Here is a 22,752-nt window from a genome sequence, read left to right as displayed (position 1 = left end):
CCATGACGAAGGAAGGAAGAGAAGCCATCATGCGCACCCAAGCCGTGCTGGACGCAGCCACCGTGGAGTCGCTCCTGACAGCCGCCGTGGCAGCCCCGTCGATCCACAACACACAGCCCTGGCGCTTCCGCCTGGACCCCGGCAACCAGGTGCTGGAGGTCCATTCGGCGCCGGAGCGGACACTGCCGCTGACCGACCCGATGCACCGGGCTCAGTATCTGTCCGTGGGCGCCGCGGTCTTCAACCTCCGCCTCGCCGCCGTCCACCAAGGCTGGCGACCCGAGGTGAAACTGCTGCCGGATCCACACGAACCCGGCCTGCTGGCCGCCGTACGACTGACCGGTCCGCTCGGCGCGGAGGACCAGCCGTCGGACCCTGACCTCTACGAGGCCATCGCACGGCGGCACACGAGCCGGATGCCGTTCACCGGCCGCCCGGTGCCCGAGCCGATCGTGGCGGAGATGGCGTCGGCAGCGCACGCCGCCGGCGCGCGTCTGCACGTGCCGGACATCGCCGGAACACGGCGGCTGCTGCATCTGACCGCCGCAGCCGAGGCACGCAACCACGCCCACCCGGACCGCACCGCCGAAACCCTCACCTGGATCAACGCCCCAGGAGCGAGCACCCCCTACGGCATACCCGCCACCGCCCTCGGCCCGCCCGACGCGGCCGGGCGGATGCCGATGCGGGACTTCACCGGCGCACTGCCCGCCCGCCGCCTGCCCGCCCTGTGGTTCGAACGCCACGTCCAGCTCGCCCTCCTGTGGACGCCCCACGACCGGCGGGAGGACTGGCTGCGGGCCGGCCAGGCCCTGCAGTACGTCCTCCTCACTGCGACCGCCCACGGACTGCGTACCTCACTCCTGCACCAGGCCATGGAATGGCCCGACCTGCGAATCGCAACAGCCCTCCCACGACACAAGCGGTGCCATCCGCACGTACTGATCCGATTCGGCTACGGCCCGGATGGCGTCAGCACACCGCGAGAATCCGGGCACTCCGTTGCTCGTCCCGCAGGACCGCCAGCAACCGATACGGAACCGGGCTGAGAGCCGCGGTCTCTCACGGCGCTCCGGCCCGAGGCCCACGGCGGTGTGGCACGAGCAAATCCCTACCGCGCAGGCTCGTCCGGCTCTTCGGGTCGCCCGATCGGCTTCCTGCCCGTGGTGAAGAAGTCGGGGTCGGGCCAGATCCCTCCAGCCGTCCACCTCTTCACGAAGGGCTCCAACCTCTCCGCGAACGGATCGCGTTTGGTGGTGACCAAACTGGTCGCCCACTGCCGGACCGCTCCAGCTGCCCAGTCCGCAATCTGAAGCTGCGGCGCCGCAGTGCTGTCGGAGAACGCGACGCTGGTGACGGGCAGGCGCTCCATCATGAGTCCCGGCCGCGCAGGGTCAGGGAGCCAGTGCAGGTACTGGAGGAAGACAGAGCCACGGGCGACCGCATTTGACTCGTCGTGAACGAGGGCGAACTCGCCCACGATCTTCCCCATCTCGCCGCAGACCACCGCCAGGCACGGAATCGCAGGGTCGAGCACGTCCCGCATCTCCCCGGATGCGATCCTGCGGATGATGTCGTCCCCCTGCGCGCGCGTGCACTCCAGCAACTCGACCCACTTCGTCAGTGGCGGCTTCGTCGTGGCCCGGTAGGTGGAGATCGCAGCGAACAGATCGGCTGCACTGGCGCGACTACGCCGCCGTACCGCGTCGACAAACGTCTGGAGCATACGGTCGTATGCGCCGGGGTCACCCAACACGGGGCCCGAGAGGTGGTAAAGGTTGGCCAGCCCCAGCGCGGCGTCGCCGTCGTACAGGTTGAAGCCCGTCTCGTGTGCCAGCTCCTCGACCAGGACGTCGACCATCTTGGTCACCACCATGAAGCGTTTGTTCGCGATGAACGCCAGGATGCTCTCGCCGACCAGCGTGTCGAACGCGGCGATCAGCGCATCCCGGCCCGTGCCGGTCTGCGACAGAGCGGTGTACTTCGGTTCGCCGTGTGTTGAGGGGAGGTGCGCTTTGACGTCCTCGACGGTCTGTTGGGCCAGGCTGTCATCCAAGTGGACGGCCGCGGCGCAGAACACAGGCTGATCCGGGTCGAGAAGGTTCTCCCCTGTGGAGCTGGACTCATCTGCGTAGACCGTGGGTGTCGCCATGGGGTGCAGCGTCGTCCAGCAGACCTCTGGTGTCGAGGCGTTTGTTGCAACTCACCGCCCAGGAGCTGTGGATCCGCTCCGCACACTGATCGGCCGACCCGGCGAGCGCTCAGTGCCATGCCCACTGGGACTCCTCACGCCATGACGACCAGAGCGAGTGGGGCGAGCACACCCCTGGTCGTGTGCAACACCGCGACGTGGCCGAGAGGGACGTTCACGGCGCCAACCCGGAATCTGCCGCGCGGGTAGCTCATCGGGGGCTGCCGTCGAAGCAGCCCCCGGACTGATGGAACGTCACCGACCCGTCCCCATCTGGCGCATCAGGGCGTCGGCGGCCGACGGCAGCCCGACGCGCCCGGTGTGGGCGCCGGTCAGAAGAAGCCGAGCCTCTTCGGGGCGTAGCTGACCAGCAGGTTCTTCGTCTGCTGGTAGTGGTCGAGCATCATCTTGTGGGTCTCGCGGCCGATGCCGGAGCCCTTGTAGCCGCCGAAGGCCGCGTGGGCCGGGTAGGCGTGGTAGCAGTTGGTCCACACGCGTCCGGCCCTGATCTCGCGGCCGACGCGGTAGGCGTTGTTGGCGTCGCGGGTCCACACGCCGGCACCGAGGCCGTACAGGGTGTCGTTGGCGATCTTCAGGGCCTCATCGAGGGAGTCGTATGTGGTGACGGAGACGACCGGGCCGAAGATCTCCTCCTGGAAGATCCGCATGTCGTTGGTGCCGCGGAAGATGGTGGGCTCGATGTAGTAGCCGTCTTCCAGGCCCGTCACCGTGCGGGGGGTGCCGCCGGTGAGGAGGTCGGCGCCTTCCTTCTTGCCGATGTCGATGTAGGAGAGGATCTTCTCGTACTGGTCGACGCTGGCCTGGGCGCCGATCATGGTGGCCGGGTCCAGGGGGTCGCCGCTGACGATGGCCTTGGTGCGCTCGACGCAGCGGGCGATGAACTCGTCGTAGATGGAGGAGTGGATCAGGGCGCGGGATGGGCAGGTGCACACCTCGCCCTGGTTGAGGGCGAACATCACGAAGCCCTCGACGGCCTTGTCCAGGAAGTCGTCGTCCGCCGCCATGATGTCGGGCAGGAAGACGTTCGGGCTCTTGCCGCCCAGCTCCAGGGTGACCGGGATGATGTTTTCGCTCGCGTACTGCATGATCAGCCGACCGGTGCTGGTCTCCCCCGTGAACGCGATCTTGGCGATGCGCGGGCTGGACGCGAGCGGCTTGCCCGCCTCGACGCCGAAGCCGTTGACGATGTTGACCACGCCGGGCGGGAGCAGGTCCGCGATCAGCTCGATCACCAGCAGCAGGCTGACGGGGGTCTGCTCGGCCGGCTTGATGACCACGCAGTTTCCGGCGGCCAGCGCGGGTGCCAGCTTCCACGCGGCCATCAGGATCGGGAAGTTCCAGGGGATGATCTGCCCGACCACGCCCAGCGGCTCGTGGTAGTGGTAGGCGACCGTGTCGGTGTCTATCTCGGAGAGGCTCCCCTCCTGGGCGCGGACCACCCCGGCGAAGTAGCGGAAGTGGTCCACGGCCAGCGGGAGGTCGGCGGCCAGCGTCTCGCGCACCGGCTTGCCGTTCTCCCAGGTCTCTGCCACGGCGAGCTTCGGGAGGTTCTCCTCGATCCGGTCCGCGATCCTGTTCAGGATGCCTGCGCGTTCGGCGCTGGAGGTGCGGCCCCACTTGGGCGCCGCGGCGTGCGCGGCGTCCAGGGCCAGCTCGATGTCGGCCGCGGAGGAGCGGGCGACCTCGCAGAAGACCTTCCCGTTCACCGGCGAGTGGTTCTTGAAGTACTGCCCCTCCGCGGGGGCGACCCAGTCGCCGCCGATGAAGTTGTCGTATCGCGGGGCGAAGCTGACGATGCTGCCGTCCGTTCCCGGCTGTGCGTACACCATGGCGGCTCTCCTCGGTGGGCGATGGTGAGTGACAGTGGTACGACGGCCCACGCCGTCGTGGTCTGCCTCACCGTGGCCTCGGGAGGTTGGCGCGAGGTTGGTGCGCGGGTGTCAGTCGCGCAGCGCGGTGGTCAGCCGGCCGGCGGCGATCGCCCGGCGTGCGTCGGCCGGCCCGAACAGCCGCAGTGCGTGCTCGTGCACCTCCGCGTCGTACGGTGCACGCCCGCCGTAGCGCAGGGCGTGTTCTGGGCGTGTGCTCGCCAGGACCGCCTCGCGTACGGCGACTTCCAGGTGGGTGCGCCACTCCTCGATGCCCGGAGCCTCGGAGCGGGCGAGCAGCGGCCCGCGGTAGAGGCGCAGGGCCGTCTCCGTGTCGCCGCTCTCCAGCGCACGCAGCACGTCGACGGCGTCGCAGGATACGGGTGTGGTCAGCGTGTAGCGGCGGGTGGCGATACCGCCGCCGAGGGCCCGGCGGAGATGGGAGATCTCCGCCTTGAACGTGGAGGCGGTGACGGCACGGTCGCCGTACAGGGCCTCGCGGAGTCGGTCCGGCGTGTATCCGTCCGGTTCCAGCGCGAGGAGCGTGAGGATCTCCAGCTGCCGGGGCCGCAGGAGAAGGGGGACGCCGTCTCGTACGGCCTTCTCGGTGCCCAGGCAGTTCAGCCGCAGCTGGGGCAGCCGGTCTTCGGGAGGCCGAAGGGGCAGTTCCGTACGGAGTTCGGCCTCGATGGCGGACGCCAGGCCGCGCACGGTAGATATGGCCAGGGGATGCGAGCGGTCCCAGGTCGTGGACAGGTCCAGGACGCCGAGGACGTGCCCGTCGGGGCCATGGATGGGCGCGCAGTAGCAGGCCCAGCCGTGCAGCGCCGTCACCAGGTGTTCGGCGGAGAAGACGGTGCTGGGGCGGCCGGTGCGCAGCGCGAGGGACACGGCGTTGGTGCCCATGGCCTCCTCGTCCCACCGCCCGCCCGGCGCGAAGTTGACCCACTCGGCCCGTCGCCGCATCGCCTGGCCGCCGTACGTCCACAGGATCGTCCCGGACTCGTCGGTGACCGCGGTGACGAATCCGGCGTCGTCGGCGACGCTGCGCAGCTCGTCGGCGAGGCCGTCGACCGGCCCGCGCAGCGGCGATCCGGACCAGAGCCGGTGCACCGCACCACCGTCGGCGACGGGAGCGCTGTCCCGGCCGGGATCCACACTGGTCAGCGAGCGCGCCCACGACTCGGTCACCTCCTGGCGCAACGAGCCGCCACCGATCGGGAGCGTGCCCGCGACCTTCAGCCGTGGCACCCAGCGGGACCACTCGTCCTCCAGACCGGCCCTGCGCCGCCGCAGGTCACTGCGCCGCCCCATGTGCTTCCCCTCCCGCCGAACGGGGACAATTGCCCTTTGTCCGCGATGACTTCACCGACCCGCCTGACCGATCGGACAGGTTTCCTCGTCCGATCGGACAGTTCCGCACCCGGGCACGCCTCCCTGGCTTGGTCCGCGGCTTCAAGAGGTGCTGCACACGCCGCTGCTCGGGGACCGCTCTGCCAGCCTGAATCGACGGACTCGTCGGACGTGGGCGTCCAAGCGACCTGGGCGGCTGCTGCTCTCCATACGGCGGGAGGTTAGACGGGCGCGGCGCGCGACACGTGGGGCGGATCGGACCTTCTCGAGGGGCCGTTCGGCCCTATTCGCAACGGTGATCAGGGACCCGGCGTACGGTGCCGTGGGGACCGTACGGCCCAGGCGCCAGCCTCTGGCGTACCACGATGCTGGCCACGACCGGCCGGGAGTTGCCACGGACCGTCGTGTCCAGCTGTCGGCCACGTCTTCTCCATCCCAACGGCCGCAGCAGGCGCGGCGTGCTTCTGGTCCGGTCACCAGCCGTCCGCCGCGGCTCCGGACGCACGCACGGCTCACTCCGCATTGGCGTTTTGGCGTCGGCACCAGGCCGTACCTGGTCGTGGAGTACCAGATACCCTGCGTTGGTCGGCCCGGCCGACCGTGGCGCGCACAGATCGAGGGCTGTAGCTCCGGGGCTTCTGGGTGGAGTGCCTGGAGCGGGTCCGAAGCCGGACGGCTATGGCTCGGCCATCGCTGTTTTGGCGTCGCCACCAGACATGGAGAAGGAAGGCACGCCACGGACAAACGCGTGCTCCTTGTCTGCCACCTGCCCTTCCGCGCCGTCTGCCCGCCGAATGAGGCCGTATGGCCCGCAGTATGGGGCCAGCCAACGCTCCTCCAGAGAGGGACGGCGGCGGCGCAGGGTTGACGGCACGGAGGAACGTTTTGCGAAGAAGCCGTGATGCATACCCGGGAAGTCGGCGCGATAATCGTTCAGGCCCACGGCCGCCAGCGCCCATTGCTCCTTCTGGGCAAGCGCTCACTCCTTTGGCGCGATAAATCGCAAATACCCCTAGTCCGTTCTACCGTCCAGACATGACCCGGATCTTCCTTGGCCGCGTAAACATTCGATCGGCGCCTCACCGTAAGCGCACCATTCCCGTTGAGCTCAGAAGGAGAATGGAAGCACGCGAGCACAAAAAGGCATTCGAGCATCTAAGGGATAGCCTGAAGGAATACACCCTTGACTACTCCAGGGCTGCTATCGAGGGAGAAATCCCAAAAGCCCTCGAAAGGGACTCGCGTATCCTGGACGAACGAAGCGTCGATGCGTACGGGACCGAATCGGGCCATACCTTTGCCCTTGATCAGGACGGCTGGATTTCTATGGCCGTTCCGGAAGATTCATCCCCGGGTGACATTGCCACCGAGGTTGAGCGATTCCTCCAAGAAATGGCACCAACGACTATCAGGGAGGAGGGGCTGACGGTCAATATCGACCTAGTATGCCCGCCTGGCACGATCCTGGACGGAATTCAGAGGCTCTCCAGTGTGGCGGAATTGTCCCTGACCGTACGGCTCCCGAACCCTGGTTGCGATCTCCCAGACGCAATCAAACGAATGGAAGAATACGGAGCACAAGTCGCGGAAGAAAAGTACAGGAACGAGCGTGGTCTCGGGGTCCCACTTCAGGAGGCTGAACGTTTCGACAAGGAAGCGAGTCGGGGGAACGCGGACGTGAGGGTAGTCTCGACCGACGGTGACGTTTTCGATTCCAGGGAGAATCCCGCAGAGTTTAAGCATCATTACGAGATGGCTCGTAGTACAGTACCGCCGCTTCTCGTCCTGGCACTTGCCTGGCTATCCGAAAGGTGGTTCGGCGGCGGGGGCCCAACGTGACCAGCACGCCCCATGGTTCAGGAGCCAAGCGCCTCAAGAAAAGGGCGCCTGGAAATGCAGCATTCCATGATCTTCTCACCGTCATCAATCTGAGGCCCAAATATCTATGGTGGGGAGAAGTGGTGCTTGCCCTCGCGGGTGGTGCAGGAGGGGGGTGGCTTGGGCATGACAGAATCGAGGAGGCTCATGCCGCAGCGAGAGTCGCTGCCCCATTGATCGGCATCATCATCGGAGCCGTAGTGGCAGCCCTAGCCATGATCACGAGGGCTCTCGACACCGCCTTCCTCAAGAAAGCAAAGGCGGCGGGCATCACTCCCATGTCCAAGTACTTTTCACCATTCATTACCATTATCACCCTTGGTCTTCTGGCAGGCGTCTCCCTGCTGCTCCTATCGGCGACTAAACAATGCGGGAACGGTTGGAGCACAGCTTTTGGTGCAGCTGCGGGGCTTTTTACTTTGTGGACCCTCGCCGGCTTGCTCCCGGCACTGGGAACTCTGATTCAGTTCACCCAACTCCTGGAAAAAACAGCCGGAATTCCCGAACCGAAAGAATAGTCACCGCCGCCCGCTCAACCGCCGGTCGTCAGCACCACGTCGGGCAGCATCAGCAGGTCCAGGAACAAATCCCACAACGTCCACACCGCCGCGGCCGTCTTCAACCTCCGGGTGGCGCAGTGCATCTGGGCTGAGAACCCCTCCTCCGGCTACTTTCCGCCGTAGACGGTCCGGGCCTGTTGGCCGCAGTGCAACTGGCCGGGTACCCGCGGACGCGCAGCTGCCCTTGCGCGATCTGCACGAGGCGGTCGAGTGGCGCCACACGAGCCGGATGCCGTTCACCGGCCGCCCGGTTCCTGTCCCGATCGTTACCGAGATGATCAGCTCGGCCCGGTCTGAGGCGCTCAGTTGGACGTACCCGACACATCATGGCGACCGGGCGCCTGCTGCGCCTGGCCCAGGCGGCGGAGGCCCGCAACGCCGTCCACCTCGCCCGCGCGGGCGAGGTGCGGACCTGGGGTTACCGCTCCAGGAGCGGACGCATCGTATGGCATTCCCGTAACCGCCCTGGGTCCGCGGGATGCCTCCGGGCGGATGCCGGTGCGGGACTCCACGGGGCGGCTGCCCGCTCTCCACCTACCGCCCTGCGTTTCGAACGCCACGCCCAGGTGGCCCTGCTGTGGACGTCCCACGACCGGCGGGAGGACTGGCTGCGCGCGGGCCAGGCTCTGGAGCGCGTGTTGCTCACGGCGACCCAGCGCGGGGTGCGCACCTCGATGCTGCACCAGGCGATGGAGTGGCCGGACCTGCGGGTGCGATGGCCGGATCCGAAGCGGTGGTGCTGCCCGCAGCTGCTGATCCGCTTTGGGTACGGCCCGGAGGGCGGCCGCACGGCCAATGCGTCCACACACCCTGTGCCTGGGGCGGTTATGGGACCTGAACTGGAGACTCCTTACACGAGGACCACGTCGCACTCGGCTCGCGACCTGTCCCCGCGGCAGGCTACGCCTCACAGCGTGCCGAGCGTTCCCCTGAGTTCGCGTCCGGTGACCATCTCCGACTCGATCCGTACGAACACCGCGTCCCGCAGGGGCATCCAAGAGATGGGGCCGGCCTGCGACAGCCGTTCCTGCTCGGCGGGATCGGTCACCACGGTGGCCCGGCCGGTGACGACCACGCTCCAGCCGGACCGGGTCGCCGCATCGAACTCGTCCGCCTCGAAGGCGACCACGACGCCGTCGATGGCGCGCACGAGGTCCGAGTCCGGCGAGGTGCACAGCAGGACAGAGGCGTCCGTGTCCAGGGAGAAGTTGATGGGGAGGACCGCGGGCAGCGCCTGACGGGTGTAGACCACGCGGCCGACCGGCACCTTGGCGAGCAGGCGCAGGCACTCCTGCCGGTCGAGTGCGCGAAAGGCGTCGTTCTGGAACATCAGTCCATCCTCCCCGTAGTCGCGGCGAGGGGGTAGGGCCGACCGGCCCTACCCCCTCGCCGCGCGAGGGACGGCCGATCGCGGCCGTTGTTCCGCGGGAGCCACGCGGGCAAGGCGGTTCAGGGGGCTGTTTGGAGGGACGGCCGGGCCCGGACCCGGGGACCGTCTGTCCACCGGTAGGGACTGATGGCCCATGCCTCCGGTGAGTCCTGATGCGGACAGTGGTGACGTGACGCCGTTCTGCAGGCAAGGGGCCTGCGGTGCGCGTGCGATCCCGGTGGCGCAGTACCACCGTGAAGAGGAAAGGGACGGACAACATGGTCCAGCCGTTGAAGTCGAAGAGCGGCAGCTCACCGTCGCGGTCGCCGGTGTCCGGCCGGGCGTGGCTGATGCTGACCCTGGCCACGGTTGGTTTCGCCGTGAACTTCTGGGCGTGGGCACTGCTCAGCCCGCTCGGCCCCCGGTTCAAGGACAGCCTCGACCTCTCGTCGTTCGAGCAGTCCCTGCTGGTCGCAGTGCCGGTCGTGGTCGGCTCCCTGGGCCGCATACCGGTCGGCGCACTGACCGACCGGTTCGGCGGACGGGTCATGTTCCCGATCGTGTCGGCGGCCACCATCGTGCCGGTCCTCTACCTCGGCCTGGCCGGACATTCCTCGCTGGCGGCACTTCTGGTCGGCGGGTTCTTCCTCGGCATCGGCGGCACCGCCTTCGCCGTCGGCGTGCCGCTCGTCAACGCCTGGTTCCCGCCCGAGCGGCGCGGACTCGCCATCGGCGTCTTCGGCGCCGGCATGGGCGGCACCGCCATCAGCGCCCTGACCACCGTGAAGCTGGTCGACGCGAACAGCATGGCCACCCCCTTCCTGATCACCGCCGCGATGCTGGCCGTGTACGCCGTGGCCGCCGCACTGCTGCTCAGGGATGCCCCCGGCCGCACCGTGCCGACCGAGCCGTTGGCCCGTCGGCTGGCCGCCACCGTCCGGCTGCCCATCACCTGGCAGGCGTCCGCGCTGTACGCGGTCGCGTTCGGCGGCTACGTCGCCTTCTCCGTCTACCTGCCCACCTACCTCAAGACCGGCTACGGCCTGACCCAGGCCGACGCCGCCAACCGCATGGCCGGATTCGTACTCCTCGCCGTGGCGATGCGCCCGATGGGCGGCTGGCTGTCCGACCGGCTGGGCCCGGTCCGGGTGCTGGCCGGCTCGCTGGCGGTGGTCGTGGCCGGGGCGGTCGTGCAGTCGTTCACCCCGGGCCTGGCACCGCTGGGCACCATCGCCTTCCTGTCCATGGCCGCCGCGCTCGGCGCGGGCAGCGGGGCGACCTTCGCCCTGGTAGCTCTGCGGACCCCGGCCAACCAGGTCGGCTCGGTCACCGGTGTGGTTGGCGCCGCGGGCGGCCTGGGCGGCTTCCTGCCGCCGCTGGTGATGGGCTCGCTGTACGGCGAGTACGGAACGTACGCGGCCGGCCTCGCCCTGCTCGCGATCGTGGCCGCCGCGGCGCTGGCCTTCACCCTCACCGGTGTTCGCGCCGCAGCCGAAGGCGGCGAGCGCAAGCAGCGCCCGGGCCGGGGACGCCGGCACCGCACCGCCGACAGCACCGCGTAAGGGCGAGCGGACGAGAACGACGAGCCGAGGAACAAGGGAGTAGACCGGTGTGCGAGTACTGCGGCTGCCAGGCCCTGGAGACCATCGACGAACTGACCCAGGAACACGAGAGGGTCGTCAACCTCATCAGCCTCCTACGGGACGCCCGGCGTGACGGCGCTATCGCCCGGATGGCGGAGCTCGCCCGCGAGATCGCGGCCGTGCTGGGCCCGCACACCCAGGTGGAGGAGCACGGCCTGTTCTCGGCCCTGGCCGCCGAGTTCCCCGAGCAGATCGCCGCACTGGAGGACGAGCATCGCCGCATCGAGGCGGTGCTGGCCGAGGCGGACGGACCGTACCTGACCGACCCGAGTTGGCCGGACCGGCTGATGGAGGCGATGGCCATGCTGCGCGACCACATCCTCAAGGAACAGGACGGCGTCTTCCCGGCCGCCCTCGCGAACCTCAGCACCGAGGAGTGGGAAGCGGTCGAGGCCGAGCGCCTGAAGGCGGGCGGCGCGCTGTCCCGGCCAGCCGCCTGAAGAGTCCGCCCGCCAACGCCGACGGGGCAGCACCCCCGCAAGCCCCGTGCCCCCGCTCACCACCCCGAGCGGGGGTACGGGGCTTTGCAGACGAGGGGCATGGCCAGGCGGTGCCGGGATACTCCCTGCACTCAGGCGATCTCGACCAAACCGCGCGTTGTTCGTGGTGTGGCTGTTGACCCTCCCGGGGACGGCGGTCGTAGAGTCGTGTGCTGGCGGAACCGATCACAATTCGAACGGGTGCCCGTGGTGCCCGGGGCGGAGTGGCACGGTGAGCACGGAGACCAGCCGGGAACAGACGCGGGCGGGCTTGGACGGCGAGTTGGCGGAGGCGCTGGTGCGCAGCCGCCGCTTCTTCACCCGGGCGGAGGTCTCCGACGACCTGCGCACGTTGCACCGAAAAGGCGGCCGGCAGGCGGACGAGTTCTACCGGGACCGCTGGTCGCACGACAAGGTGGTGCGCTCCACGCACGGGGTGAACTGCACCGGCTCGTGCTCGTGGAAGGTGTTCGTCAAGGACGGCATCATCACGTGGGAGGCGCAGCAGACCGACTACCCCTCGGTGGGCCCGGACCGTCCCGAGTACGAGCCGCGCGGCTGCCCGCGCGGCGCGGCCTTCTCCTGGTACACGTACTCGCCGACGCGGGTGCGCTACCCGTACGTGCGCGGCGTGCTGCTGCAGATGTACCGCGAGGCCAAGGCCCGGCTGGGCGGTGATCCGGTGGCGGCCTGGGCGGACATCGTCTCCGACCCGGAGCGCGCCCGCCGCTACAAGGCGGTGCGCGGCAAGGGCGGCCTGGTGCGGGCGAGTTGGGACGAGGCGGTGGAGCTGGTCGCCGCCGCGCACGTTCACACCATCAAGGAGTACGGGCCGGACCGGCTGGCCGGGTTCTCGCCGATCCCGGCGATGTCGATGGTCTCGCACGCGGCCGGGGCCCGCTTCTACTCGCTGCTCGGCGGGGCGATGCTGTCGTTCTACGACTGGTACGCCGACCTGCCGGTGGCCTCGCCGCAGGTGTTCGGCGACCAGACCGACGTGCCGGAGTCGGGGGACTGGTGGGACGCCGGTTACCTGATCATGTGGGGTTCCAACCTGCCGGTGACCCGTACGCCGGACGCGCACTGGATGGCCGAGGCGCGCTATCGGGGCCAGAAGGTGGTGGCGGTCTCCCCGGACTACGCGGACAACGTGAAGTTCGCTGATGAGTGGCTCGCGGCCCAGCCCGGCACCGACGGGGCGTTGGCGATGGCCATGGGCCACGTGATCCTCAAGGAATTCTTCGTCGACCCGGCCACGCCGTACTTCACTTCACCGACTACGTCAAGAGGTACACGGATCTGCCCTTCCTGGTCGCCCTTGACGAGGTCGAGGGCGAGCCGGGCACCTACCGGCCGGGCAAGTTCCTGACAGCTGCCGACCTCGGCGGCGAGCACGCGGCGGCCGAGCATGCGGAGTTCCGGACCGTACTTCTGGACGCGGCCACCGGACAGCCGGTGGTACCCAATGGCACGCTCGGCGACCGCTACGGCGAGGCCGGCGCCGGCAAGTGGAACCTGGACCTCGGCGACACACAGCCCTCGTTGTCCGCCGAGGGCGGCGACGAGGCGCCGGTCGCCGTCGACCTGCCCCGCTTCGACGCTCCGGACGGCGGCGCGGGGCGGCTGCGGCGTGGAGTACCCGTGCGCCGGATCGCGGGGCGTCTGGTGACCACGGTGTACGACCTGTTGCTGGCCCAGTACGGGGTGGCCCGCGACGGCCTGCCGGGCGAGTGGCCGTCCTCGTACGAGGACGCGGAGGAGCCGTACACCCCGGCCTGGCAGGCGGCGATCACCGGCGTGGACGCCGGGAAGGCGGCGCGTATCGCCCGCGAGTTCGCGGCCAACGCCGAGGAGTCCGGCGGCCGTTCGATGATCATCATGGGGGCGGGCACCAACCACTGGTTCCACTCCGACACCATCTACCGTTCCTTCCTGACGCTGACCACGTTGACTGGCTGCCAGGGCGTCAACGGCGGCGGCTGGGCGCACTACGTCGGGCAGGAGAAGGTCCGCCCGATCACCGGCTACTCGGCGATCGCGACCGCCGCCGACTGGAACCGTCCGGCCCGGCTGATGATCCAGACCGCCTACTGGTACCTGCACAGCGATCAGTTCCGCTACGACCCGTTCTCGGCCGACACTCTCGCGGCAGCTGGCGCGGGCGGCCCGTTCGCCGGGAAGACCACGGCGGACGTCATCGCGCAGTCGGCGCGGATGGGCTGGATGCCGTCGTATCCCACCTTCGACCGAAACCCGCTGGACCTCGCTGATGAGGCAGAGGCGGCTGGCCGCCCGGTCGCCGAGCACATCGTCGACGAACTCAAGTCCGGGCGGCTGCGTTTCGCGGGCGAGGATCCGGACGCCCCAGAGAACTTCCCGCGGGTGCTGACCGTGTGGCGGGCCAACCTGCTGGGATCCTCGGCCAAGGGCAACGAGTACTTCCTCAAACACCTGCTCGGCACCGACGCCTCAGTGCGTGCCACCGAGGCACCGTCGGACGCCCGCCCGCGCGATGTGGTCTGACGGGAGGAGGCCCCGGCCGGCAAGCTCGACCTGCTGCTGGCCCTGGACTTCCGGATGACCAGCACCACGGTCTTCTCTGACGTCGTGCTGCCCGCCGCCACCTGGTACGAGAAGCACGACCTGTCCAGCACGGACATGCACCCCTTCGTGCACGCCTTCAACCCGGCGATCGCCCCGCCCTGGCAGACCCGCACCGACTGGGATGCGTTCCACACGCTCGCCAAGGAGTTCAGCCGTCAGGCCGCCGATCGTCTCGGTGTCCGCACGGACGTGATCGCCGCCCCGCTGCTGCACGACACCCCGGACGAACTGGCCAACCCGCACGGACAGGTCCGCGACTGGAAGGCTGGGGAGTGCGAGCCGGTGCCGGGCCGTACCATGCCGAAGCTGGTGACGGTCGAGCGGGACTACGCGGCCGTCGCCGACAAGATGGGGGCCCTCGGCCCCCTGCTCGACACCCTCGGCGCCACCACCAAGGGAGTCACCTTCAAGGTCGACCGCGAGCTGGAGTACCTGCGCCACAAGAACGGCACCGTGCGCGGCGGGGCGGCCGACGGACGGCCATCGATCGCCCGTGACACGCACGCCTGCGAGGCGATCCTCGCCCTGTCCGGCACCACCAACGGCCACCTGGCCACCCAGGGCTTCCACACCCTCGAAGCCCGCACCGGTACACAACTCGCGGACCTGGCCGCCGAGCACGAGGGCAAGCAGATCACCTTCGCCGACACCCAGGCCGCCCCCATCCCGGTCATCACCTCCCCGGAATGGTCCGGCTCGGAGACCGGCGGTCGCCGCTATTCCCCGTTCACCGTCAACGTGGAGCGCCTCAGCCCTGGCACACCCTCACCGGCCGCCAGCACTTCTATCTCGATCACGACTGGATCACCGCCCTCGGCGAACAACTCCCCGTCTACCGGCCACCGTTGAACATGGACGCCCTGTTCGGCGAACCGCGCCTCGGAGACGTCGGGGAACTGGGCGTGACCGTGCGCTACCTGACCCCGCACAACAAGTGGTCCATCCACTCCGAGTACCAGGACAACCTGTTCATGCTCTCCCTCTCCCGGGGCGGCCCGACGATCTGGATGAGCACGCAGGACGCGGCGAAGATCGGCGTACACGACAACGACTGGATCGAGGCCGTCAACCGCAACGGCGTGGTCGCCGCCCGCGCGGTCGTCTCTCACCGCATGCCGGAAGGCACCGTCTACATGCACCACGCCCAGGACCGGCTCATCGACGTGCCCCGCACCGAGACAACCGGCCGGCGCGGCGGCATCCACAACTCCCTGACCCGCCTGCTGATCAAACCCAGCCACCTCATCGGCGGCTACGCCCAGCTCTCCTACGCCTTCAACTACCTCGGCCCGACCGGCAACCAGCGCGACGAGGTCACCGTCATTCGCCGCCGCGCCAACCAGGACGTGGAGTACTGATCATGCGTGTGATGGCCCAGATGGCGATGGTGATGAACCTCGACAAGTGCATCGGCTGCCACACCTGCTCGGTCACCTGCAAACAGGCGTGGACCAACCGCACCGGCGTCGAGTACGTCTGGTTCAACAACGTCGAGACCCGTCCCGGCCAGGGCTACCCCCGCCGCTACGAGGACCAGGACACCTGGAAGGGCGGCTGGGAACTCAACAAGAAGGGCCGCCTCGCGCTGAGGGCGGGCGGCCGGTTCAAGAAGCTGATCCAGATCTTCTCCAACCCGGTGCTGCCTACCCTCGACGACTACTACGAGCCCTGGACGTACGACTACGAGACCCTGACCAACGCCCCGCTGCAGGAGCACACCCCGGTCGCCCGCCCCAAGTCCCTGATCTCCGGCAAGGACATGAAGATCTCCTGGTCGGCGAACTGGGACGACGACCTCGGCGGCTCGGCCGCGACCAGCGAGAAGGACGTCCTGCTGAACGAGGTCTCGGAGAAGATCAAGTTCGAGTTCGAGCAGACCTTCATGTTCTATCTGCCGCGGATCTGCGAGCACTGCCTCAACCCGTCCTGCGCGGCCTCCTGCCCCTCCGGCGCTATCTACAAGCGCGAGGAGGACGGCATCGTCCTGGTCGACCAGGACCGCTGCCGCGGCTGGCGGATGTGCGTGACCGGATGCCCGTACAAGAAGGTCTACTTCAACCACCGCACCGGCAAGGCCGAAAAGTGCACCTTCTGCTTCCCCCGCGTCGAGGTCGGCCTGCCGACCGTCTGCTCCGAGACCTGCGTGGGCCGGCTGCGCTACATCGGCCTCGTCCTCTACGACGCCGACCGCGTCCTCGAAGCCGCCTCCACCCCGGACGAGACCGGCCTGTACGAGGCCCAGCGGAAGGTCTTCCTCGACCCCCACGACCCGCACGTGATCGCCGCGGCGGAGAAGGCGGGTATCCCGCGGGACTGGGTCGAGGCCGCCCAGCGCTCCCCGATCCATTCTCTGATCAACACCTTCAAGGTGGCCCTGCCGCTGCACCCGGAGTACCGGACGATGCCCATGGTCTGGTACATCCCGCCGTTGTCCCCGGTGGTCGACGCGGTCCGCGACACCGGCCGCGACGCCGAGGATCATCACAACCTGTTCGCCGCCGTCGAGTCCCTGCGTATCCCCGTCGACTACCTCGCCCAGCTGTTCACCGCAGGCGACCCGGCGCCCGTCGACGCGGTGCTGCACCGGCTGGCCGCCATGCGGTCCTACATGCGGGACATCAACCTCGGACGCGAGCCGAACGATGCCATCCCCAAGGCCGTCGGTATGAGCGGCGAGCAGGTCTACGACATGTACCGGCTGCTGGCCCTGGCCAAGTACGACGAGCGGTACGTCATTCCGCCCGCCCACGCCGAACAGGCCCACAAACTCGAAGAGTTGGCGACCGAGTGCAGCCTGGACTACGAGGGCGGCCCCGGCATGGGCGGTTCCGGCCCCTTCGGCGAATCCTCCGGCGGCGCGGCGCCCATCGCCGTGGAGAACTTCCATGCCCTGCGCGACCGCCAGACCTCTGAGACACCCGCCGCCCCCACCGACAAGGCTACCCGCGTGAACCTGCTCAACTGGGACGGCAAGAGCTCCCCGCCCGGCCTCTTCCCACCCGCTGCGGACGACGAGAACGGCTCCGCGTCATGAGGCCCCGCGCCACTGATGCTCGCAACGCTCTGGCCTGGCAGGCCCAGTCGCTGCTGCTCGCCTACCCCGACGACCAGCTCGAACAGCACCTCACCCTGGCCCTCAAGGTCGCCGCCACCCAGCCGAAGCCGGTTGGCAGCCCCCTCGTACGCTTCGCCGAGCACGTCGACCGCACCCCGCTGCCGGAGCTGGCCGCCGACTACGTCGCCACCTTCGACCACTGCAAACGCTGTTGCCTCTTCCTGACCTACTACGCGCACGGCGACACCAGAAAGCGCGGCCTCGCCCTGCTGCGTCTTAAGCAGACCTACGCCAGAGCCGGATGGCGGGTCACCGACGAGGAAATGCCCGACCACCTGGCCGTCGTCCTCGAATTCGCCGCCACCGAGCCCGCCCTCGGATACCGGCTGCTCAACGATCACCGTGCCGGCCTGGAACTTCTCCGGCTCGCCCTGAACGACGACGGCTCGCCTTGGGCCCACGTCCTGGACTCCGTCTCCGCCACCCTGCCGACCCTCGTCGGCGACGACCGCGAAGCCGTCATGCGCCTGGCCGCCCAGGGACCGCCCGAGGAACAGGTCGGCCTCGACCCGTACGCAGCCCCCGTGTTCCTGCCCGACCCCGTCGTAGGAGGTCCCCGATGACCGGACCCGCGCAGCCCCTCACCTTGGCGGCGGAGGCAGGCACCGGTGGCATCCTGCTGTGGGTCGTCTTGCCCTACGTCTGCCTCGCCGTCTTCGTCCTCGGCCACATCTGGCGCTACCGCTACGACAAGTTCGGCTGGACCACCCGCTCCTCCCAGCTCTACGAACGCCGCCTACTGCGCATCGGCAGCCCGCTGTTCCACTTCGGCATCCTCGTCGTGCTCCTCGGCCACATCGGCGGCCTGGTCATCCCCAAAAGCTGGACCGAAGCGGTGGGGATCAGCGAGCACACCTATCACATCGGCGCGGTCGTCCTCGGCACCATCGCCGGCGTCGCCACGCTCGGTGGGCTGGCCATCCTGATCTACCGGCGCCGCACGGTCGGCCCGGTCTTCTCCGCCACCACCCGCAACGACAAGGCCATGTACGTCTCCCTGTCGGTGACCATCGCGCTGGGACTAGCCGCGACCGTGGCTGCGAACGTCGTCGGCGGGGGATACGACTACCGCGAAACCATCTCCCCCTGGTTCCGCTCCATCTTCTACCTTCAGCCCGACCCCGCCATGATGACCGAGGCCCCGGTGCTGTTCCAGCTCCACGCCCTCAGCGCCCTGCTCCTGTTCGCGGCCTGGCCCTTCACCCGGCTCGTCCATATGCTCACCGCACCGCTCGGCTACCTGACCCGCCCCTACATCGTCTACCGCAGCCGCGACACCCAACTCGGTGCCAGGGCTCCGCGGCGGGGCTGGGAACGCACTGGGGCATGAGTGCCTCGTGGATGGACCCTCGGCCCACCGGATGGCCTTCGGCTGACGGATCAGACGTCTGCAAGGAGCCGGGCTCTGCACTCCTACACAGGCCCGTACGGCGTCGGTCAGCTCCTCCGGATGCCGCCAGGGCTTCGGCGGCGCTGCGCCACCCGGGCAGCCATGAGGGCACGCAGCCATGAACGGAACCCGGCCTTCCCGCTTGCTACCACCGCGTTCCGGTCCTTCCGGATCGGGCGCGGCTCGTGGGCGCGAAGCTTCCCCCGAGTCCCGCACACGCGTAACGCCCCATTCCGCGAGGACCGTTGACGCGCCGCTGAACCGGCCGGGCCCTATGGCACGGGTGCTGCTCGGGTAGCGGACAACGCGCAGGAGCCTGCTCGCGGCGATCAGCGGGACCGACGAGCAGGCTCACCCTCCGCAAAGCTCACCAGTGGCCGAGGATCTTCAGCCACGCGGCGCCGACGCCCATCCAGATGACGATGTTGGCCGCGGCAGCGGCAAGGCCGGTACGCCACCACTCGCCGAGGGTGACGTATCCGCCGCCGAAGAGGACGGGGGCCGGGCCGGAGGCGTAGTGGGTCAGGCCGCCGTACAGGGAGCTGATGAAGCCGAGCACCAGGGCGGCCATCACCGGTGGTGCTCCGGTGGCCGTCGCGGCCGCGAGGAAGGCGGCGTACATGGCCGCGACATGAGCGGTGTTGGAGGCGAACAGGTAGTGGGAGAACAGGTAGATGAGGGTCAGGGCGACGAATGCGGCCTGCCAGCCCACGCCGGAGACGGCATCGGTGATCGAATCGCTGAACCAGCCGATCACACCGAGGTCTTGCAGCTGGCCGGCCATCATCACCAGTACCGAGAACCACACCAGCGTGGTCCAGGCCGACTTCTCCGCGACCAGGTCGCCCCAGGTCAACACCCCGCTCACGAGCAGCAGGGTCACGCCGGTGAAGGCCGAGACGGTGGCTGACAGGTCCCAGACCTGGCCGCCGACCGACCAGAGCAGGAGCAGCAGCACGAAGACCGCCGCCATCGTCCACTCGTTGCGGGACATCGACCCGAGCTCGGTGAGCTGGGCGCGGGCCTGTCCCGGCGCCTCGGGGGTCTCTCGCAGCGCCGGCGGGAAGATCCGGTACAGCAGCGCGGGGAGCACCAGCAGGGCGACCAGGCCGGGCACGATTGCCGCCAGTGCCCAGGAGGTCCACGTCAGATGCACGCCGTGGTCGGCGGCGAGCTTCTGCACCAGCGGGTTGGCGGCCATGGAGGTCAGGAACATGGCGCTGGTGACCGTGTTGACCTGCATCGCGGTCACGCTGAGGTACGCGCCGAGCTTACGGCGGCTCTCATCGCCAGGGTGTGAGCCGGCGTTGGTGCTCAGCGAGCGGATGACCGGGTGGATGACGCCACCGGAGCGGGCAGTGTTGCTGGGTGTGGCCGGGGCGAGCACCAGGTCGGTCAGGGTGATCCCGTAGGCCAGACCGAGGCTGCTGCGGCCCAGTGCTCTGACGAACAGCAGCGCGATGCGGCGGCCGAGTCCGGTCTTGGTGAAGCCGAGTGAGATGAAGAACGCGGCCACGATCAGCCAGATCGTCGGCTCGGAGAAGCCGCCCAGGGCGACGTCCGGCTCCAGCGTTCCCGTGATCATGGTGACGGTGAGGCCGACCAGGGCGACCGCGCCCAGCGGCAGAGGTTGGAGGATCAGGCCGAGCACGGTCGCGGTGAAGATGGCCAGGACCGCCCAGCCGCCCTGCTTGATCCCGTCGGGCTGCGGCAGCAGATAGACGATCAGGCCCACGGCGACCGGGGCGATCCACTTTGCCGCCGTCCATACCGCGGTGCTTCTGGGCCTGGCCGGGGTACGGCCCGCTGCCGACCCGGCGAGTGGTCCTTCGGTGTCCCGGAAGGGTGTCATCGGTGCCATCCCATGCGTAGAGCCCGGCTCGCCTTGGAATGCTCAGCCGGAGCAGGAGCGAGCGTTCGCCTCTACGGTGGCGGAGGGGGAGGGCACCTGGCGTGTGGCGACCGGCCCCCGTTGTGGGGCCGAATGGCACCACTGGGGACGGGCGGCGCCTGTGGCAACAACGGCATTGCCAGCCAGACAAGCGGTCCGATCACCGGGACCCACCGCGCGGGACTGGACAGCGGGTGCTCTACGCCGTGCTCCCGTCCGACGGCGTGAGATGGGCAACGGTCCATCGCGAAGCTGGCGCCACGATGAGAACCGAGCGGCTGTGGGTCATCCCAAGGCAGACCGATCCTCCGGATCCGTCTCCCCTCACGGAGAGCACCGCCGGGCGGCGGGGTCAGGCTTGCGCCTGGACGGGCAGAGGGACCGTCCATTCCACGATGGTGCCGGTGGGCTGGTTCGGCGTGAGAGTCAGGCTGCCGCCCAAGTCGGTGGCGCGCTGGCGGAGGTTGTCCAGGCCACTGCGGCGGGTGACGGCGGGGTCGATGCCTCGCCCGTTGTCGGCAACGCGCAGTCCCAGCCGGGTGCCGTCCGTCTCGGCGGTGACCTCCACCGCGGTGGCGTGTGCGTGGCGGGCGGTGTTCGACAGCGTCTCGCGGAGCACCGCCAGCAGGTGCTCGGCGTGGCCGTCGGGTACGTCGGTGTCCAGCAGGCCGGTCATCCGCAGCGCGGGAGAAAAACCGAGCGTGTTGGTGGCCTGGTCGGTCTCGGCCAGCAGCTTCGCGCGCAGGCCGCCGCGCCCGTCCGAGCGGTCGCGCTCACGCAGCGCATAGATCGTGGTCCGGACCGTCTTGATGGTGTCGTCGAGATCGTCGACCACTCGCTGGACGCGCTCGGCCACCTCGGGCCGGTCGGCCACCCGGCCAACCACCGAGTTCAGCGTCAGGCCGGAGGCGAACAGCCGCTGGATGGCCAGATCGTGCAGGTCGCGGGCGATGCGGTCACGGTCGGTCAGGACCATGAGCTGATCGGCCTCGCGCCGGTGCTCGGCGATCTCCAAGGCGAGTGCCGCCTGGTCGGCGAAACCGCTGATCATGACCATGGTGGCGTCGGAGAACTCCTCCCCGCCAGGCAGGTTGGCGACCTGCACGACTCCCCGCGCGTGCTCGTGCCCGCCCAGCGGGAGCAGGAACCCGGCGCCCAGCGGGATCTGTGCCGCGGAGCCGCCCCCTTCCTGCGGCTCGTCGGACAGGGAGCTGCTGGTGATCCGTTCGTTGGAGTGGTACACCTTCGCGGCCAGTGTGGTGGCCGGCAGTACCAGCCCGCGTACCCGCTCAGCGCCTTCGCCGTCGGCCGCCTCGATCACCAGCTCGTCGCCGTCGGTCAACGGCACCGCGAGTGTCACCAGCGCGGCGTCGGCCAGACGCCGGATGGTGGCGGCGATCTGGTGCAGCACCTGGTCGGTGTCGGTGCCGGACAACAGGCTGCGGGTCAGTTCGCTGCTCGCCGCCAGCCATCGCTCTCGGCGGCGTGTTTCGTCGTACAGCCGGGCGTTGTCGATGGCCACGCCGGCCGCAGCCGCGAGGGTGCGCAGCACGGCTTCGTCCTCGTCGTCGAACTCCGCGTCGCCGCGCTTGTCGGTCAGGTAGAGGTTTCCGAAGACCTGGTCGCGCACGCGTACTGGCGCGCCCAGGAACGTGGTCATCGGTGGATGTCCTTCGGGGAAGCCCACCGATTCGGGATGTTGGCCCAGGTCGGGCAGGCGCAGCGGCTCCGGCTCCCGGATGAGAAGCCCCAGGATGCCGTGGCCCTCGGGATAGTGGCCGATCGCGTTGATGGTGTCCTCGTCCATACCGACCGTGATGAACTGCCGGATGCGGCCTTCCTCGCCCAAGACGCCCAGCGCCCCGTACTGGGCGTCCACCAAGGTCACCGCGGACTCGGTGATCCGTCGCAGCACCACGTCAAGATCGAGGTCGGAGCCGATCGCCAGCACTGCATCGAGCAGCGTGTGCACGCGGTCTCGGGTTGCGCGGACCTGCGCCACCTGCTCCTGCAGCCCCTCCAGCAGCTCATCCAGTCGCGTCTGGGGCGCCGGACCACCCCTCCGCCGCCCGGCCGGACTTTCCGCCATTCCCGCTCCCTCCGGAAAGGTGCCGCTGGCACCTACCCAGCATGCCCGAACGGCCCTGCCCGCACGCGAACACGTGTGTTAAAGACGGCCGTCACAGCAGCTCAGATCCTATTACCCTCCTGCCGCCTGCGACTGGGGGTGCTGGTACCGACAACAGCGACACGCGCGGACGCCGAACGCGGGAAGACCTTGACCTGCTGTTACTGACATTGTTGCCGTGATGTCGTCAAGGTGAGGCTGGTTTCGGCGAGGCATCCGGTGATGAGGTTGCTGCGGTACTGGATCTGGCGGAGACCGTGGC

General features: G+C 68.9%; 14 protein-coding genes and 1 pseudogene. 9 read left to right on the top strand and 6 right to left on the bottom strand.

All coding sequences use genetic code 11. The features are described from left to right. The first annotated feature begins 29 nt into the window (after positions 1 to 29). A complete protein-coding gene (locus IE263_RS39860; RefSeq protein WP_189942996.1) occupies positions 30 to 1,049 on the top strand; it encodes an Acg family FMN-binding oxidoreductase in 1,020 nt (339 codons plus the stop codon). 62 nt (positions 1,050 to 1,111) lie between these two features. Here the strand turns inward: IE263_RS39860 and IE263_RS39855 are convergent, their stop codons facing one another. The 3 genes from IE263_RS39855 to IE263_RS39845 all read right to left on the bottom strand — a co-directional run bounded on the left by IE263_RS39855 (position 1,112) and on the right by IE263_RS39845 (position 5,394). Then, complete coding sequence (locus tag IE263_RS39855) at positions 1,112 to 2,152, bottom strand: DUF3800 domain-containing protein (protein ID WP_189942995.1); 1,041 nt, start codon at positions 2,150 to 2,152, stop codon at positions 1,112 to 1,114. A 371-nt stretch (positions 2,153 to 2,523) separates the two neighbouring features. Beyond that, positions 2,524 to 4,041: an aldehyde dehydrogenase gene (gene adh / locus IE263_RS39850; RefSeq protein WP_189942994.1), complete on the bottom strand. Its 1,518-nt coding sequence runs from the start codon at positions 4,039 to 4,041 to the stop codon at positions 2,524 to 2,526. Positions 4,042 to 4,152: 111 nt separating this feature from the next. Continuing rightward, a complete protein-coding gene (locus tag IE263_RS39845; protein ID WP_189942993.1) occupies positions 4,153 to 5,394 on the bottom strand; it encodes a GAF domain-containing protein in 1,242 nt (413 codons plus the stop codon). A 1,074-nt stretch (positions 5,395 to 6,468) separates the two neighbouring features. Between IE263_RS39845 and IE263_RS39840 the strand changes: the two genes are divergently transcribed. After that, on the top strand, positions 6,469 to 7,272 hold the full coding sequence (locus tag IE263_RS39840; protein ID WP_189942992.1) for a hypothetical protein: 804 nt from the start codon (positions 6,469 to 6,471) through the stop codon (positions 7,270 to 7,272). After that, entirely contained in the window at positions 7,269 to 7,829 is a 561-nt protein-coding gene (locus tag IE263_RS39835; RefSeq protein WP_189942991.1) for a hypothetical protein, read from the top strand. The genes IE263_RS39840 and IE263_RS39835 overlap by 4 nt, the downstream gene beginning before the upstream one ends. Before the next feature lie 949 nt (positions 7,830 to 8,778). Here the strand turns inward: IE263_RS39835 and IE263_RS39830 are convergent. Continuing rightward, entirely contained in the window at positions 8,779 to 9,201 is a 423-nt protein-coding gene (locus IE263_RS39830; RefSeq protein ID WP_189942990.1) for a pyridoxamine 5'-phosphate oxidase family protein, read from the bottom strand. A 317-nt stretch (positions 9,202 to 9,518) separates the two neighbouring features. Between IE263_RS39830 and IE263_RS39825 the strand changes: the two genes are divergently transcribed. From IE263_RS39825 to narI, 6 genes and pseudogenes are all read left to right on the top strand, one after another. Then, the gene (locus IE263_RS39825; RefSeq protein ID WP_373312249.1) at positions 9,519 to 10,802 is read left to right on the top strand and encodes an MFS transporter; all 1,284 of its coding nucleotides are present in this window, start codon (positions 9,519 to 9,521) and stop codon (positions 10,800 to 10,802) included. Between the two features lie 47 nt (positions 10,803 to 10,849). Next, the gene (locus tag IE263_RS39820) at positions 10,850 to 11,323 is read left to right on the top strand and encodes a hemerythrin domain-containing protein (protein WP_189942989.1); all 474 of its coding nucleotides are present in this window, start codon (positions 10,850 to 10,852) and stop codon (positions 11,321 to 11,323) included. 310 nt (positions 11,324 to 11,633) lie between these two features. Then, a pseudogene (locus tag IE263_RS39815) lies at positions 11,634 to 15,324 on the top strand (nitrate reductase subunit alpha). A 2-nt stretch (positions 15,325 to 15,326) separates the two neighbouring features. Then, entirely contained in the window at positions 15,327 to 17,000 is a 1,674-nt protein-coding gene (gene narH, locus IE263_RS39810) for a nitrate reductase subunit beta (protein WP_189942988.1), read from the top strand. Continuing rightward, positions 16,997 to 17,644, top strand: a complete 648-nt coding sequence (gene narJ / locus IE263_RS39805) for a nitrate reductase molybdenum cofactor assembly chaperone (protein ID WP_189942987.1) — start codon at positions 16,997 to 16,999, stop codon at positions 17,642 to 17,644. The genes narH and narJ overlap by 4 nt, the downstream gene beginning before the upstream one ends. Further along, positions 17,641 to 18,411 (top strand): respiratory nitrate reductase subunit gamma, encoded by a 771-nt coding sequence (gene narI, locus IE263_RS39800; RefSeq protein WP_189942986.1) that lies wholly within the window; start codon positions 17,641 to 17,643, stop codon positions 18,409 to 18,411. Before narJ ends, narI begins: the two co-directional genes overlap by 4 nt. A gap of 427 nt (positions 18,412 to 18,838) precedes the next feature. Here narI and IE263_RS39795 read toward each other — a convergent pair whose 3' ends face one another. Next, the gene (locus tag IE263_RS39795; RefSeq protein WP_229911414.1) at positions 18,839 to 20,323 is read right to left on the bottom strand and encodes a DASS family sodium-coupled anion symporter; all 1,485 of its coding nucleotides are present in this window, start codon (positions 20,321 to 20,323) and stop codon (positions 18,839 to 18,841) included. A gap of 391 nt (positions 20,324 to 20,714) precedes the next feature. Next, positions 20,715 to 22,451, bottom strand: a complete 1,737-nt coding sequence (locus tag IE263_RS39790; RefSeq protein ID WP_189942985.1) for a sensor histidine kinase — start codon at positions 22,449 to 22,451, stop codon at positions 20,715 to 20,717. Positions 22,452 to 22,752: the final 301 nt, after the last annotated feature.

Source organism: Streptomyces aurantiogriseus, assembly GCF_014649375.1.
Lineage (GTDB): Bacteria > Actinomycetota > Actinomycetes > Streptomycetales > Streptomycetaceae > Streptomyces > Streptomyces aurantiogriseus.
Note: the sequence above shows the minus strand (reverse complement) of the source record. Positions and strands in the feature narration are given on the sequence as shown.